General features: G+C 55.9%; 14 protein-coding genes. 7 read left to right on the top strand and 7 right to left on the bottom strand.

Going from position 1 to position 14,772, the window contains the following annotated elements; genetic code table 11:
- From KHW85_RS05200 to mtrA, 4 genes are all read right to left on the bottom strand, one after another.
- The coding region (locus KHW85_RS05200; protein WP_291459071.1) for a competence protein ComF at nt 1-676 on the bottom strand (676 nt) is incomplete at its 3' end.
- 65 nt (nt 677-741) lie between these two features.
- On the bottom strand, nt 742-2,433 hold the full coding sequence (locus KHW85_RS05195) for an LpqB family beta-propeller domain-containing protein (protein ID WP_291459070.1): 1,692 nt from the start codon (nt 2,431-2,433) through the stop codon (nt 742-744).
- A gap of 2 nt (nt 2,434-2,435) precedes the next feature.
- Complete coding sequence (gene mtrB / locus KHW85_RS05190) at nt 2,436-4,130, bottom strand: MtrAB system histidine kinase MtrB (protein WP_034251815.1); 1,695 nt, start codon at nt 4,128-4,130, stop codon at nt 2,436-2,438.
- Nucleotides 4,127-4,810 (bottom strand): MtrAB system response regulator MtrA, encoded by a 684-nt coding sequence (mtrA, locus tag KHW85_RS05185; RefSeq protein WP_009409196.1) that lies wholly within the window; start codon nt 4,808-4,810, stop codon nt 4,127-4,129. Before mtrA ends, mtrB begins: the two co-directional genes overlap by 4 nt.
- Nucleotides 4,811-4,976: 166 nt before the next feature.
- Between mtrA and KHW85_RS05180 the strand changes: the two genes are divergently transcribed.
- Genes KHW85_RS05180 through KHW85_RS05160 form a run of 5 tightly spaced genes read left to right on the top strand, consistent with a single transcriptional unit; the run spans nt 4,977 to nt 10,354 of the window.
- Nucleotides 4,977-6,263: a glycerophosphoryl diester phosphodiesterase membrane domain-containing protein gene (locus KHW85_RS05180; protein WP_291457926.1), complete on the top strand. Its 1,287-nt coding sequence runs from the start codon at nt 4,977-4,979 to the stop codon at nt 6,261-6,263.
- Complete coding sequence (locus KHW85_RS05175; protein WP_009409194.1) at nt 6,263-6,895, top strand: DUF4129 domain-containing protein; 633 nt, start codon at nt 6,263-6,265, stop codon at nt 6,893-6,895. The genes KHW85_RS05180 and KHW85_RS05175 overlap by 1 nt, the downstream gene beginning before the upstream one ends.
- Nucleotides 6,892-8,046 carry a DUF4350 domain-containing protein gene (locus tag KHW85_RS05170; RefSeq protein ID WP_034251812.1) on the top strand — a complete coding sequence of 385 codons (1,155 nt, stop codon included), beginning with the start codon at nt 6,892-6,894 and terminating at the stop codon, nt 8,044-8,046. Before KHW85_RS05175 ends, KHW85_RS05170 begins: the two co-directional genes overlap by 4 nt.
- Nucleotides 8,043-9,020, top strand: coding sequence for a MoxR family ATPase (locus KHW85_RS05165; protein ID WP_009409192.1), 978 nt, complete (start codon nt 8,043-8,045; stop codon nt 9,018-9,020). Before KHW85_RS05170 ends, KHW85_RS05165 begins: the two co-directional genes overlap by 4 nt.
- Entirely contained in the window at nt 9,020-10,354 is a 1,335-nt protein-coding gene (locus KHW85_RS05160; RefSeq protein WP_291457924.1) for a DUF58 domain-containing protein, read from the top strand. Before KHW85_RS05165 ends, KHW85_RS05160 begins: the two co-directional genes overlap by 1 nt.
- A gap of 7 nt (nt 10,355-10,361) precedes the next feature.
- On the opposite strand, the gene KHW85_RS05155 is transcribed toward KHW85_RS05160, so the two are convergent.
- Entirely contained in the window at nt 10,362-11,351 is a 990-nt protein-coding gene (locus tag KHW85_RS05155; protein WP_291459069.1) for a stage II sporulation protein M, read from the bottom strand.
- Nucleotides 11,352-11,370: 19 nt separating this feature from the next.
- On the opposite strand from KHW85_RS05155, the gene KHW85_RS05150 reads away from it, so the two are divergent.
- Nucleotides 11,371-12,210, top strand: a complete 840-nt coding sequence (locus KHW85_RS05150; RefSeq protein WP_009409189.1) for an RDD family protein — start codon at nt 11,371-11,373, stop codon at nt 12,208-12,210.
- Between the two features lie 34 nt (nt 12,211-12,244).
- On the opposite strand, the gene KHW85_RS05145 is transcribed toward KHW85_RS05150, so the two are convergent.
- A complete protein-coding gene (locus KHW85_RS05145) occupies nt 12,245-12,754 on the bottom strand; it encodes a DUF3499 domain-containing protein (RefSeq protein WP_291459073.1) in 510 nt (169 codons plus the stop codon).
- Nucleotides 12,755-12,847: 93 nt separating this feature from the next.
- Here KHW85_RS05145 and KHW85_RS05140 point away from each other — a divergent pair, with 93 nt between their 5' ends.
- Nucleotides 12,848-13,267, top strand: coding sequence for a metallopeptidase family protein (locus KHW85_RS05140; protein ID WP_034251805.1), 420 nt, complete (start codon nt 12,848-12,850; stop codon nt 13,265-13,267).
- Between the two features lie 118 nt (nt 13,268-13,385).
- Here the strand turns inward: KHW85_RS05140 and KHW85_RS05135 are convergent, their stop codons facing one another.
- Complete coding sequence (locus KHW85_RS05135; protein WP_291459068.1) at nt 13,386-14,693, bottom strand: DUF5719 family protein; 1,308 nt, start codon at nt 14,691-14,693, stop codon at nt 13,386-13,388.
- Between the last annotated feature and the right edge of the window lie 79 nt (nt 14,694-14,772).

The raw sequence follows: 14,772 nt of genomic DNA, 5'->3' as shown, positions 1-14,772 counted from the left end.
ACCGCGCAATACACGCCCCAGCCACCCAGTTCTTCCCGCAAACACGGAATAATTCACTCATCGTTCCCCCAGTTGCGACAACGTCGTCGACCGCTACAAGTCCCACATCCTGAGGAATGGGCATTGATACGTACATGTGGCCACGCCGAGCTTCTCTGCGCTTATCTGAGTTCTTTCCCGCCTGCGAAGAGACCCAGGGGTCCAACCTGCAGATATCACGAACCTCTACCTCCACCGGCGCCGATAAACGAATTCCTTGAGCCACGCCATGGGCAATATGTGAGGTTACGGGATGGCCAAAGAAACGTCGTTTCCAACTGGATGGTGCAGGGACAATCCACAAACTTGCATGGGGCTGACCCACCGCAAGCATCCCGCTCTTTCCCAGGGCATCGCCAATAGTTTTTCCACATTCGAAAAGAAAAGGCGATAAATCTACGCGCCCGGAGTGTTTCGCGGCCAAAATAATGGACCGCATTGATCCGGAGTATTCACTCAGCGACCACAGCGGATATTCTGCCCAACCCGAATCGATAACTTCCCATGTCGGAACGAAGGACTGTGATAACCCAAAACATTGGTCACACAGGGTCTGATCCCACGCGCCACAGCCAGCGCAACTGCTGGGGATACACAAATTGGCCAACTCCCGAGCGGCCTCGTGAAAAACTCCCATAAAGGAAGATCAACACGAAAAGAAAGCAGACGCAGACCGCATAGGCAATCTGTGGAGAAAACGATTCAGCCGGGGAAGTTTACGTCGCGAAGATTTCCTTCAAGAGACTGCCATAGCGCCCCGGAACGAACCTGATAATTGCCGTCCTTCCCGCGGATCACCATCGTCGCTGAAGAGGAGCCTGCACTCAGTCGCTGAGTCCCAGTGGGAAGAGCAAGAACCGAGGGGAAACCACCGACGGGTACGGTCACCAAAGAAACTTCATCCACCTGATCATTACCCGCGCGAAGACCTCCTTGACGCACGGCAACAACCGTAGAACGCCCAGCCCACGACACATCATCGACGCCGGTCGACAAGCCAGCCAGGGGTTCGGGGTCAGTGAGCGCGATCGGCTCGCCACTGCCTCGGCGCTCAATTCCGGCAATCCAGGCACTTGTGGAGCCACCAACCTGACGGAGCAAAAGTGCGCGCGCGCCATCGGGAGAGATTCTCACCGCGCTCACCCCGTTCAGGGATTGATTTTCCGAGGCGATCGCCAAGTTCTGCCCGTCAATTCGCGAGGCCCTCAGGTTCCCTCCCCGAGGAATGTCCCACACCCAGCCGAAACGATCGATAGAAGGCGAATACTGGCCTTCAGAGCCATCCACTACCCGGGTCGCATTGGTTGAGGAATCCACCAGAACAAGACGATCATCCTCGCGCCAGGCCAGTAAGGAGGAAGAAACCGGAGAGACCGCCGGAAGCGAGGCAGACGACGAAGGAGTAATGGGAAGAATCCGAGTTGAAACGCTACGCCCGTCAATTCGAACCAAACCATTCGAGTTCAAAGCAACCGCGGAATCAAGATCAAAGGATGGCTGGGAAGGAAGCCCTGAGGAAGGAAGAGCCTCTCCCCCGACATTAATTTCGACGGAATTCACGCGGCCCGAGCGCTGAAGGGTTTGGGAAATCTCCCATGCCATCAACTGTTTCCCGCGATCATCGCTGGGAAGCGTGCCGTTCAAAGACACCTTCGCAACGTGGTCGGAGAGTTCAATACCTCCGGCTGAAATCGAGGTGCCCGAAGGGATTGCATTCACTAGGGCATCGGAGAGATGTGACTGCGGTCCAGCGATCAGCCCCTCGAGCATATGGGTTTCGACTCGGCGCGTGGGATACCAGCGCGGATCAGCAATCAGAGAATCACCGGTCGCTGATAGAAACATTAGCGAAACAAGTTCGTGCGATGCCGTAAATGATGCCTGAGAAACCACGACCCCATCCGCAGGCGCGTCAATACGCCACTGGCCATTCTCACGAACTAGGTGGAATCGCGCTTCAAGTGAGGAGGTTTCTGCCGGTGAAAGGACGCCATTTTGATCAACAGAGCCCACGCCGGTGGCTGTGATCGACGCATTCAGAGTATCCGTCTTCGAGGGGTCAAAGGAGTACGACACCTTCGGGGTTGAATCCGTCGAATAAATCGTCACTAACTTATGTGGGTCCCAGGTCTGCGCGGAGGAGCTGGTTAAGAAAAGACGCGCAGTTGCGTAGTCGTCAGAAGCTCCCGCAGCACAGGCCAAGAGAAAACTACTGAGCAGACTTTCCGGATCCGCATCAGCCACAGGACCGCCCGCTGCCAAATCAACCGGCTGAGCATTGGGGGCATCGACATCAAAGGGCGAAGGAGAGGAGGAAGTTGGCAAAGAGGTGCAGGCAGCCAGAGAAAGGCTGCTGAGAATAGCCACAACAGCAAGACACAGTCGCTGATTCATCTTCACTCCTTTTCCCATAGTTCTAAGGGATCGCTTGAAATCGCTGTCCCAACTTTCTTGGGAAGGGTCATCATGAAAGAGGATCCAACTCCAATCTCGCCCCACGCAGTTAATGTTCCCCCGTGAAGAACAACGTCTTCCAAGGAAATGGCCAAGCCCAGACCCGTTCCTCCGGTGGTACGTGTTCTCGCAGGATCCGCACGGTAAAAGCGGTCAAAAACTCGCTCAACCGTTGCCGGTTCCATCCCGACGCCATGGTCACGCACGCGTACCGCGACAGCGGTTTCATTCGAAGCAATGGTCACAACAACTGGTCGAGATTCTGCGTGTTCATAAGCGTTGACCAAGAGATTGCGAATGACACGTTCGATACGTCGATCATCAATTTCTGCCGTGCAATGATGCGTCGGCGCATTGACAATAACCTCCACTCCCAAGCGCTGCGCAAGCTCACTGTTTGCGTTAACAACGCGCGTGACCAATCCGCGAAGATCAATGCTTTCCGCAGTGAGGTCGACAGATTGGGCATCGTGACGCGAGATCTCTAGGAGATCAGCCAGCATGGAATCGAATCGCTCAACCTGTTCATGAAGTAGTTCTGCACTCCGAGTGGTCACAGGATCAAAATTCTTACGTTGATCCCAGATCATTTCTTCCGCCATACGAATTGTCGTCAGTGGCGTGCGGAGTTCGTGAGAGACATCAGAGACGAAGCGCTGCTGAAGCCGAGAGAGCTCGTCATATTCATCAATTTTCTTCTCGAGCGATTCAGCCATGTTATTGAAGGCACGCCCAAGATTTGCCATCTCATCACTACCGCGGGCATCGCTGCTGTCAATTCGCACATCAAGATTTCCTTCAGCAAGCTTTCCTGCCGCTGTTGCAGTACGACGTACCGGTCCCAAAATGTGATAGATCAGAATGAAGGTGATGATCGGGATTAACAGCAAGAACGGAATCCCAGCAAAGATCAAGATCCCCATAACGGTGTCAATGCGTTCTTGGTCTGCTTGAAGCGAATAAACGATATACAGCTGGTGGGTTCCTGCTCGCGGTACCTGAACGTTAGTCCCCACAAGAATTGCAGGCACTCGCTGGTTCGCATCACGCGCGGAAGGAATTGAGACTGATTGCCATTGAGGATCCGTTGATCCCGCTACAGCATTTTTCATCTCTTCACTAATGACGCCTAAGACCGTGGGGTCAACAATCTCATTAATCCGAAGCGATTGAGATTGAGATTCAGAGCGTAGAAGTAGAACAGAAACCGCCCCAGTACCCGAGGCAGAAACACGTAAGGAGGTTGCAAGCTGCCGGGTTGATTCTTGAATCTGATCGGGAGTGCTGGCTGTTGACTGGTCGAAAACCGATTGCGCAGTCGAAAAACGCAAAGCCGCATCCGAAAGCACTGCGGTTCGCCGAGATTCAAAAACGCTACTGCGCAGCTGGGTAGCAACAATTGTTCCCGCGACAAGAATGAGCACCATCGACACCGCGGCAAGGTACGAAGCCGCTCGCAAAGAAGCGGAATTACGAATTGCTTTCAGTGCTTCCCACTGAGAAATACGTTCCCAGCCACGCCACTGTCGAAGGGGTCGGAAGAGGCGTTGAAGAAAAAGAAGGACGCGCTCCAGAGGCGCAACATGAGACTCAGGAACAGGGGGCGTCGAGAGTACTCCCCCATCTCCGCCTATCATGACGAGGCGTTGCCAGCGCGGTAGCCCACTCCGCGGACAGTCACAACGACCTCGGGATTATCCGGGTCACGCTCGACTTTTGAACGCAGACGCTGGACATGGACGTTCACCAAGCGAGTGTCTGCAGCGTGGCGGTAGCCCCACACAGATTCAAGCAACTCTTCGCGGGAGAATACCTTCCACGGGGAACGTGCAAGAGTCACAAGCAGGTCAAATTCAAGCGGTGTTAAAGGCAATTCTTGGCCGCCACGATGCACACTATGGCCCTGAACATCGATCACAAGATCCCCAAGACGAACTAGCTCTTCACCACTGTCATCTCGCCCTCGCAGTCGTGCGCGAACACGCGCGACTAGTTCTTTGGGCTTAAAAGGTTTAGGAACGTAGTCGTCTGCCCCGGCTTCAAGACCTGCGACAACATCTGTTGTATCGGATCGAGCAGTCAGCATCACAATGGGAACATCAGATTCCCTGCGAATCTGGCGGCAGATTTCAATCCCATCAACGTTTGGAAGCATGAGGTCCAGAAGGACAAGATCCGGTGAAACTTCATGGAAAACATCAAGGGCTTGCGCTCCATCTGCGCAATCAGCGACCTCGAAACCTTCAGCATGAAGCATGATTCCGATCATTTCGGAAAGCGCGACATCGTCGTCAACGACCAGGATCCGTGAACTCATGTAACGATTGTGTCACGAAACTGACAGGTGTGTCGAAAAGACTCGGCGAATCTTCACAACATAACAAATACTGAAGACGCGCTGACTACTTCCTCAGTTCTTTCTGATTAGTTGAATGCATGGCACAATATTCGGGAAGACACGTGTCACCTATATAGGAGTAATAATGTCTGATCCTCAGGGAGCTCCCACGAATGATCCGTGGGCACCCCAGTCATCTTCTTCTCAGAATTCTCCCCAGGGTTCTGTTCCCTCAACACCTCAGGTTCCTCAGACTCCTCAGGCTCAGCAGCCTTGGGGTGCACCTGAGCAGCCCGCACAGCCCCAGCAGGCTCAGCAGCCTTGGGGTGCACCTGAGCAGCCCGCACAACCTCAGCAGGCTCAGCAGCCTTGGGGCGCGCCCGAGCAGCCCGCACAGCCCCAGCAGCAGTGGGGCGCGGCGCCTCAGCCCGATGCCGCATGGCAGGGCACCCAGGCTCAGGGTGGCACCGCATGGACCGTTGCGCAGCCCGGAATTATCCCGCTCCGTCCGCTGACCGTTGGGGAGCTCTTCAATGGCGCCTTCCAGGCGGTTCGCGTTAACCCGCAAACCATGTTTGGTTTTGCCTTTGCGATTATGGCGGTCGTCGGTCTTGTTCAGGCCTTCTTCGCTTCCTCTTCGACGTCGTCACTGACTCGCGCAATGTCCTCCGGAGATCCCCAAGAGTTGTTCGACTCGCTGGGCAGCAGCATGGGTTCCTTGGTCACAAGCGGACTTACCATGCTCGCAACCGCGTTCCTTTCAGGCATGCTGGCACTGACGGTGTGGGATGCAGTCCTCGGACGCAAGTCTTCTCCTGCGGACGCATGGCACCGTTTCTCGCCGCGCTTCGTCCCGGTTCTTCTGGCAACCTTCCTCATCGGCATCATTGAGTTCGTGTTGATCGTAGTAGTCCTGCTGGTCTTCATGATCCCCTTCTTCCTTGTGCTTGTTAACGCAGCTTCGGCTCGTAGCTACGATTCTGCGGGTGCAGGCATTGGTGGAGCCCTTTCAATCCTCTTCCTCATGATCGTGGCTCTGATCGTGGTCGCCTGCTTCTTGGCTGTGAAGTTCGCATTCACCTCAAGCGCAGTCGTCCTTGAAGGACTCGGCCCGGTCGATGCCCTCAAGCGTTCCTGGTCACTGTCGAAGGGTTCCTTCTGGCGAATCCTGGGCCGCATCTGGCTCATCGGTATCGTTACCGGTTTGATCTCCGGAGTTCTGGGCGCCGTTGTCGGTGCAATTCTGGGCGTTGGCGCTAATGCTGCTGACTCGGTTGGCTTGCTCGTCGCCTTCTCGGCTTTCTTGAGCGCACTGCTGTCGGCGGTTGTGATCCCGGTTCAATCATCCTTCTACACTCTGATGTACTTGGATGAGCGTATGCGCAAGGAGAACCTTGCTCCCATGATTGCTCAGGAAGCTTCCCGCGCCTGATGTTTTTCTGTGAAGCTCCGCTGACACCCGACGACGAGGAAGCTCGCGCATGGGTGTCGGCGGAGCTTTCGCGTCCCGACTACCTACCCACCCCACCTTCCGCGTTATCGCGCTTCTTCGACTGGCTTATTCAACACCTGGTGAGCGGTGCCAGTAAGGCTGCACCTGTCGGTTTCCCCATTGAAGGTTTCTTTATCTTCCTCTTATTCGTGATACTCGCGATCATCGCAATCATCGTCATCACCCACCCGATCCGCCTGCGCCGCCGCATGCGACGAACTGCTGTGTTTGACTCCGATTCCACGCTTTCGCTACGCGATGTCATGAAGCGGATTGACGAGGCTCGTGCAAGCGGAGATCTCGATGCTACGTTGATCTGGTCCTACCGACTATTTGTGCTCTACTTAGCTCGCGACAGCATTCTTCGAGATACTCCCGGTCTTACAGCGGACGAGGCTGGCCGAGCAGCTCAAAATGCTTTTCCCTTCCTCACCGCCCCCATTACCTCCGCAACTTCCGTCTTCGCCTCGGTACGTTACGGTGAAGGCCACGCAAGCGCAGAGGACTGCGCGGGGATGGACCAGCTTATTGCTGCCTATTCACAGAACAAGAAGCAGGCAGTGCACGCATGAAAGCAACTCAAAGCACTGTCGTTTCGCCAACTGCCCGCCAGCGTTGGACGCGAATGCGCCCACTGGTCATCATCATCTTTTTGGGACTGTTGTTTGTCATCGCAACTGCGTTGATACCCCGCTACGAAAAAGATAGCGAAACCCTCTCGCCAAATAACCCTGGGAATTCTGGCGCCCAAGCTCTTGTCCAAACGCTGCGTCACCACGGTATTAAGGTCGTCAAAGTCACCTCCGCACGCGAGCTTATTGCACGCTCAACACCGGACTCGACTGCTGTGATTACCTATCCTGGCTACATGCCCGACGCCACCGCAAAAGCCATCGATGAGAAAGTCCATCGGGTCGTCTATCTTCTGTCCCACTACGGTTCAGATCTTGATACCCCCTCCGTTGAAGTGACGACTTCAAAGACGACAAGTGCGACAGAGACGCTTTCTGCAGAATGCACTTCTGAACCTGCACAGAAAGCTCAAACTCTGCTCAATAACAGTGGGCAGCTTGTTACCACCACCGAAGTCGGATGGACCAAGTGTTTCCCCGCAGATGACGCCTACGCCTACCTTGAAAAGAACGAGGGCGATCATTTCCGTGCGATCATCGCCGATGGAGCTATCGCGTCAAATCAATGGGTTGATAGTGATGGCAATGCCGCACTTCTTATCAATGCGATGGCGCAGAAACCAACCATCTACTGGTATGACGGCAGCAAAGACAACGTCCTAGCCAGCGACACGGTAGACACTCTTGAGCCCCAGTGGCTAATCCCAATCCTTTCGCTGATCGGCATCGGAATTACCGTCATCGGTTTTTCTCGAGGCCAACGATTGGGACGTCTGGTCCCCGAAGATCTGCCCTCTTATGTCCCTTCATCAGAGACAACGAAGGGCCGCGGACGTCTCATGGCAACGCAGAAGCAACATGCTCATGCGGCGCGCCTCTTGCGCATCGAGGCCGTAACGACAATCGCCAAGCGCCTGGGAATCGACCCGAAAGCACCGCGAGCCACCCTAGAACACGCACTTGCAGCGCGAGGATTGCTGACCGCGCAGGTGAGTGATTTACTGTGGGGTCCGCCCCCAACAAACAACTCTGAACTGGTCGAATTGGCCGAAGCACTATCCGCGCTCACACAGGAGATTGAGTATCAATGACAAGCCCCGAACTACCGCCCCAGGGGCGTGATGCCCGTGACGCTCTGGTTTCCCTGCATTCGGAAATCGGCAAGGCAGTCGTCGGCCAAGAAGGCGCACTCACCGGCCTGATCATCGCCCTGGTAGCCGATGGACACGTCTTACTTGAAGGCGTTCCCGGCGTTGCAAAGACGCTCTTGGTTCGAACCCTTGCTCGATGCATCGATTTGACCATGACACGTGTCCAATTCACCCCAGACCTCATGCCCGCCGATATCACGGGTTCTTTGGTGTGGGACAACGGCAAGAGCGAGTTCGAGTTCCGCCCGGGACCGATCTTCACCAATCTTCTTCTGGCCGATGAAATTAACCGAACTCCCCCCAAGACCCAATCTGCGCTCTTGGAAGCTATGGAAGAGCATCAGGTCAGCGTCGATGGTCATACCCGCCCACTGGCCTCGCCCTTCATGGTGATCGCCACCCAGAACCCTGTCGAATACGAGGGCACCTATCCCCTTCCCGAGGCCCAGCTCGACCGTTTCTTACTCAAGCTTGATCTGCCTCTGCCCTCTCGCGAGGACGAATTCAATATTCTTCTTCGCCACCAAAATGGTTTCAATCCTCTGGATTTGGGCAGTGCTGATCTGCACCCGGTCGCAAATGCCTCAGATATCTTGACGGCTCGCGAGCAGGCAGAACACATCGAGGTCTCCCCCGCGGTTTTGACCTACATGGTCGATCTGATCCGCGCGACCCGAACCTCTCCCGCTGTCCGCATCGGTGTCTCTCCTCGTGGTGCAACCGCATTACTTCGCGTGTGCCGCGTCTGGGCGTTCCTTCAGGGACGTTCTTTTGTCACTCCTGATGATGTCAAGGCAATGGCTGACTCTGTTCTTGCACACCGCCTGAGCATGAAGGCGGAAGCAGAATTGGAAGGCTTGAACGCTCACTCTGTCATCGCCTCGATCCTCGAGCAGGTCCCGGTTCCTCGCTGATGGCACTGTCTTGGCGCGCGAGTATCCCCATTTTCTTGGGGGTCATTCCACTGTTTTTCTTCCCGACATGGGGTTTCATTGTCGGGTGGGTTGTTCTGTGCGCATGCCTGTGGGCCTTTGACGCTTACCTTGCGCCTTCCCCCAGGCAGTTGGTCATTGAGCGCTCCATTGACACTCCTATCGCAATGGATTCTCCCGGTCATTCGCGCCTTTCTCTGCGCTCGGCGCTCCCCATGCGCGTCGATGTGAGGGATGCGTGGCCACCCTCGGCACACCCCATGCCCTATTCACATTCGTGTGAGCTCGAAGCAGACGTTCCGATGCCGCTGACGACGATCTTGCAACTGGAGCGTCGTGGAAGCGTTCGCGCCGACTACGTGACGATTCGCTCCTGGGGTCCTCTGCGAATGGCCGCCCGTCAGACCTCGATTGCGGCGCCACTGACCCTGACCGCGCTTCCTCCGTTCCGCGCGAAGCGTCTTCTTCCTTCTCGCCTTGCGCGTCTCCATGAGCTTGAGGGAACAACCGCCACAATTCTTCGAGGCCCAGGAACGGAATTTGATTCTTTGCGCGAGTACGTCCGCGGAGACGATCCGCGCGATATCGACTGGCGAGCCTCGGCGCGCTCAAAAGATTTGGTTGTGCGCACGTGGCGACCCGAACGCGACCGTCACGTCATGATCGTTGTCGACACCGGTCGTTCGGGTGCAATGCTCTTGGGCGAGCCTCAGGAAAAAGACTTGGGAGACAAGGACCTGGTCGAGTTGGGTGTCGCACCTCGTTTGGATGCTGAGATCGAGGCGGCACTCTTGCTGGGGGTTCTGGCTGACCGCGCCGGAGATCAAGTTCATCTGCTTGCTCTGGACCGCAGTATCCACGAAGATCTTGCCCAGGCACGTGGGGGGAATTTGATTAGCGAGGCCGCGCAGGCTTTCTCTCGCGTCCAGCCTTCCCTTCTTCCACTGGATTGGCAGATGGTCGTCTCCTCGGTTGAGAAGCGCATGCATCACCCGGGGCTTGTCGTCCTTCTGACCGAGATCCCTCCCGCAGCTACAGACGCCGATTTTTCCGAGGCAATTGCCGCGCTCAGCAAGCGCCACCGAGTAGTTGTCGCGGGCGCACGCGACCCCGAGCTTGGCCGAATGGAACGCGATTGGAGCGATGCAGCTTCTGCCTTCACTGCTGCCGCGGCAAGCGCGACGATCCGCGATCTTGATGCTGGTGCGAATGATGCTCGCGCGCTTGGCGCTTATGTCGTTGATTGTGATGCGGGCTTCTTGCCTGCACGTCTGGCAGATACGTACATTGCACTGAAGAAGGCCGGAAAGCTCTAAGCCTTCCTTAGATCACAGGTGTTGCGTAACCGGCGTCTTCGTCAAGGTCGCCGCTCACTCCCGCGCGATAGGCACGTCCACCGGCCACGAAGGTGTAGATCCACACGCCCGCGGTCAAAGTCACACCGCAGGTAATCTTCAGCCACAGTGGAAGATTAGACGGGGTGACAAAACCTTCGATGGCTCCGCACAAGAAGAGCAAGATCACCATTCCCAAGCCAACAGTGATCATCGAACGCCCCGCTTCGCCGAGCGCCTGGCCTCGAGTCTTTCGCCCAGGAACAAGCCACGCCCAGAAGAGGCGTAAGCCCGCTGCGGTTGAGATCCAAATTGCTGTCAGTTCCGGGATGCCGTGGGGAAGGATAAAACTGAAAAAGTGCGCGGGGCCGGCATAGTGAATGACAACCGCAGCGGAAATTCCTAGGTTTTGAGCATTCCCCCACAAAGCCATAATTGGATAAAATCCAGTGATTCCACCTGCAACGACACGCAAGGCAATGAAGGCGTTATTCGTCCACACATAGGACATGAAAGATGCGTTGGTGTCTTGGCTGTAGTAACTGGAAAATTGTGTTGTCGCGTAGTTCTTCAGGTGTTCCGGGCTTCCCAGCATTGAGAAGGCTGCGGGGTCACGCAAGATCCACCACGTCTGCAACGCTGTCATCGCGATGAAAATGAGCATGATCGCAATCGTGACATAGCGGATTCGATACAGGGCTGCCGGAAGATCATGACGGAACCAACGCGAAATCGCCCACAGGCTCGCTCCGGAAGTTCCCGTCAATCGAGCTCGTGCGTGCAAGAGCTCACCAGAGAGATAGGAAATCACATCCTGGTCCGGGTTTTGCGAACGTACTTTCGCAAGATCAGCGGTGACCTGCCGATAAAGCACTGAAAGCTCATCAATTTCTGGTCCCGTCAATCGACGCGAATGCGCCAATTGATGAAAACGATTCCAATGGCGCATATGTGAAGCTTTTAGTGCGTCGATATCCATACAAGATATAGTGTCATACATGAGCGAGCTTCCTGTAAACGTCCAACGAATTTCTGATGAATCTTTCATCAGCGGTGAGGGCGTCAAACTCGATCTCAAACCAGCTTCTCCTTTTGTCAGGGCCGCTGCTTTCCTCATAGACCTGACCCTGTATGTTGGAGCTCTTTTCGTTCTTACGTGCATTTTTACCGCTGTCACCGCTGGGTACGCCGTCCCGTCAACCTTGGCGAAGGCATTGAACGTTATCGATATTTTCTTGTCTTTAGTAGTCCTCCCCTTTGTCATTGAGGCCTTCACCCACGGTTATTCCCTTGGCAAGTGGGCTTTTAACCTAAAAGTTGTGCGTCGGGATGGCGGGATTATCACCGCCCGTCACGCCTTCGTCCGCGCAATGACTGCAGTGGTGGAAACCTACATGCTCTTCGGCCTGTTGTCTTTCATGGCAACGGTCTTCTCTCCGCGAGCGACACGCCTAGGAGACATCGCAGCAGGGACCATGGTTATTCAGGTTCCCGAAGCTGTCTTCTATCCGCCGCTGGTGATGCCCCCCGACTGTGCTGAGTGGGCGTCTCACGCGCAAGTTCTTCCGATCCCGGATGAGCTGCACTTTGAGTGTATGAATTTCCTGCACAATAATCGTCAGATTCTTGATCAACTACGTCTGTCGATCGCAACGTCCTTGGCGGGACGAGTTTCGGCTTTTGTTTCACCCAAGCCGCCAACAAATATTCACCCCGAGCGTTTCCTTGCAGCGGTTCTTGTCGTTCTGCGCGACCGGGAGTACGCGAAGGAACTCAAGCGACAAGACATCCTTGAAGCTCGTCGGCAACAGGTGGAAGCAGTCCCCTTCGAGGTCTAGCACAACGCAGGCAGCCCTCTTATTCCTGATCGAATTATTCCTGATCGGAAGAAGGCTCCTCAGTGATCAATTTAAACTGAGCTCGGCGACGGGCCCAGGGCGAATTTGGATCCAGGGGGCTGGAGGATTCGGCCTCGTGAGAGCTGGTCGCTTGGGCGAAGGGGCCAAGCTCAGCGTGCGCCGCGGCCCTAGCAGCCGTTTTCGGGGCAGATGCAGGCTGAGCAGGAGTCTGGGTTTCCGCGGCGTCAGCGCGCTCTGAGCGGTTTCGGGTGTGTGCTGCAGCTTGGCGAACGGCATCGACAAGAGCCATAAGGTCATCCCCCGATGGAGGTGCCGGTTCGAAGGTCGTCTGAAGACGCACGATCTGCCAACCACGCGGGACGGTCAAACTGTTTGCATGGTGCTCACACAGGTCATAGGCATTGGGGTCTGCAGCCGCAGAAAGCGAACCGACAACAGCAGTCGAATCCGAATAATCGTAGGTGAGTGTAGCTACAGCAGGCCTCGAGCAGCCGGGCTTAGAACAGTGTCGAACCGAGATCACCGCTCTACAATACGGCATTTTCTATTCCTATTGCGTGCCCTTCGTCGGCAGGTCCTCAGCTCGAGCGCCCAGCTGAGCGATACCCTTATGTGTATGGCTCTCCCATCAGCTTTTCCCCGCACCCATGACCGCCATGGCCGCACCCCGCGCTATGTGCGTCTTTTCCCTGGGCTTCCCGTGTGGAAAACACGTCGAGAGACTTTTGATTCGACCGTTGCCCTTGTGATTAGCGAGCTCACCGAGCGCTGGCCTGAGGTTGCAACAATCGAGTTCGCAACCGAGGACGTTCCTCCCTCAGATCCAGCTCCTTGGGAAGACCACGGGGTAGTTTTAGCCCGCGTCTTTCCCGCGGACCGACGTAAGGGGCTGGGAGACCGCATTGTTCTTTACCGGCTTCCCATCACCATGAGGATTCCTCCGGCAGACCTCTATTCGGCATTGCGCGCACTCATTGCCGAGCGCGTCTCGCATATCCTCTACATCTCACCAGAGGAACTTGATTCCCTTTCCTAAGCGTCCTGGCGACCTCGCATTGCCGCTGCAAAAGGTGACAAAAGGGGCCACGGAGGCTTTGCGCAGGCACACTTTGAGCATGAGAGCATGCTTTGAGCGTGTGGATGCTCTTTGCAGGCTAGTGAACGGTGATCGAGGTCGATGCCTGCTCGACATCGTCTGCACTCAGCGGCCATACCGCACGAAGCACTCCACTGGGAGTTTTCGCTTCCACCTCAATCGCAATCGCAACATCACTGGGAGACTCTAGGCTTGTGTCCTGCGAGGGAAGATCCAGCACCGCCATCTTCCCGGCTTCGAGGGTTACCTGTTCATTTCCCAGTTGAAGCTGGACGCCGCTTTGAGAGTGCACCGAGGTGAGCAACAGATGGGAAGAAATCTCATTGACTCCACTGCCGCTCTCTTGCGCAGTCCCGCGTAGAATCGTCGAGCTCAAGCGCGAACGAACCAGCCCTTCCACCGTTGATGCAGAAGGTAGTTGAGCGTGAACGAGCCCCTGAGCGGAGCTCATGCCCGCGCGCATTCCCCAGCGCTGTCCTCCTGGGTATTCTTCCTGCTCGACATTCGTCACAACCTGAGCCACAAGCGGACGTTCGGCATGAACACGCAGGGTATAGCGTTCATCGGTGATTCCGTTGAGAGGAACATCAACGACCGTTCCCGCACTCACGTCCAATTCTCCGCCCGGCACATTAAAGGTGCCCGCATCACTGGTGTAGCTCAAGGCAACGTGAGTATCGGCCTCGTCATCTGCTGCCGAAGGGGGAACAAGAAGACGCAGGCTACTGCTCCCCTGCTTTGAAAGCCCAAGGAAAAGCTGGTCCTCCCTTGGCTTTGTGCCGCTCACGCTTGTCACGCCTTTGGGTACTTCTCCCTGCATTGCAGAGCTTTGCACCCAGGTTGCCACTCCTTGACCATCGGCGTGGATATGTACGGCCAGCGCGCTCTCTTCTGGGAAGAGTCCCCCTACCAGGACAGATTGAGTGGAGCGGGCCGGAATCGTCATCTGGTGTGGTTTGGCATCAATGGGGCCGTTCGCTCCATATCCCTCAAGGGTGACCACAGAAGGAGAGGAATTGGGATTTGCAAAGGTCACGACCAAGTCTTCACCACTGGTACTTGATCCCAAAACGCTCCACTGGTCATTCGCCGGCAATTGGCATGACGTCATACTCAGACCGCGAAGCTCTCCCCCGCCTTGGCCCATCACACCAAGCGTTGTAGGAAGGGTGTGCGCAGAGGCATCCGCACGTAGGATTGTCCATTCTCCACTGGTCTCACGTTCCCCGGCGGAATTCCACACTGAGGCCGCTGATACGCCTCCATCAAGGTGGAATGGGTCGACAATCCCCGCCGGACAGGCATAGTTAAGGGTTTCCGGGCGCGCGTGAACGACCTGGGGCGCAGGAAGTGAGGGTTCAGGCACGACTCTACCTATTCCCCACGAGGCGCCGCCTAGGAGTAACAGCGAGGCAGGGATGGCACCAATAGTGAGCAAGCGTTTT

This window comes from Actinomyces sp. oral taxon 181 (genome assembly GCF_018370895.1).
Taxonomy (GTDB): domain Bacteria; phylum Actinomycetota; class Actinomycetes; order Actinomycetales; family Actinomycetaceae; genus Pauljensenia.
The sequence above is the reverse complement of the archived record's forward strand: the minus strand, read 5'-3'. Positions and strand labels throughout refer to the sequence as shown.

Coding starts and splice junctions, on each gene's coding strand:
- KHW85_RS05155 (WP_291459069.1), bottom strand. CDS start 11,351: ATGGATATCGACGCACTAAAAGCTTCACATATGCGCCATTGGAATCGT.
- KHW85_RS05175 (WP_009409194.1), top strand. CDS start 6,263: ATGTTTTTCTGTGAAGCTCCGCTGACACCCGACGACGAGGAAGCTCGC.
- mtrA (WP_009409196.1), bottom strand. CDS start 4,810: ATGAGTTCACGGATCCTGGTCGTTGACGACGATGTCGCGCTTTCCGAA.
- KHW85_RS05195 (WP_291459070.1), bottom strand. CDS start 2,433: ATGAATCAGCGACTGTGTCTTGCTGTTGTGGCTATTCTCAGCAGCCTT.
- KHW85_RS05150 (WP_009409189.1), top strand. CDS start 11,371: ATGAGCGAGCTTCCTGTAAACGTCCAACGAATTTCTGATGAATCTTTC.
- KHW85_RS05165 (WP_009409192.1), top strand. CDS start 8,043: ATGACAAGCCCCGAACTACCGCCCCAGGGGCGTGATGCCCGTGACGCT.
- KHW85_RS05160 (WP_291457924.1), top strand. CDS start 9,020: ATGGCACTGTCTTGGCGCGCGAGTATCCCCATTTTCTTGGGGGTCATT.
- KHW85_RS05170 (WP_034251812.1), top strand. CDS start 6,892: ATGAAAGCAACTCAAAGCACTGTCGTTTCGCCAACTGCCCGCCAGCGT.
- KHW85_RS05180 (WP_291457926.1), top strand. CDS start 4,977: ATGTCTGATCCTCAGGGAGCTCCCACGAATGATCCGTGGGCACCCCAG.
- mtrB (WP_034251815.1), bottom strand. CDS start 4,130: ATGATAGGCGGAGATGGGGGAGTACTCTCGACGCCCCCTGTTCCTGAG.
- KHW85_RS05140 (WP_034251805.1), top strand. CDS start 12,848: ATGGCTCTCCCATCAGCTTTTCCCCGCACCCATGACCGCCATGGCCGC.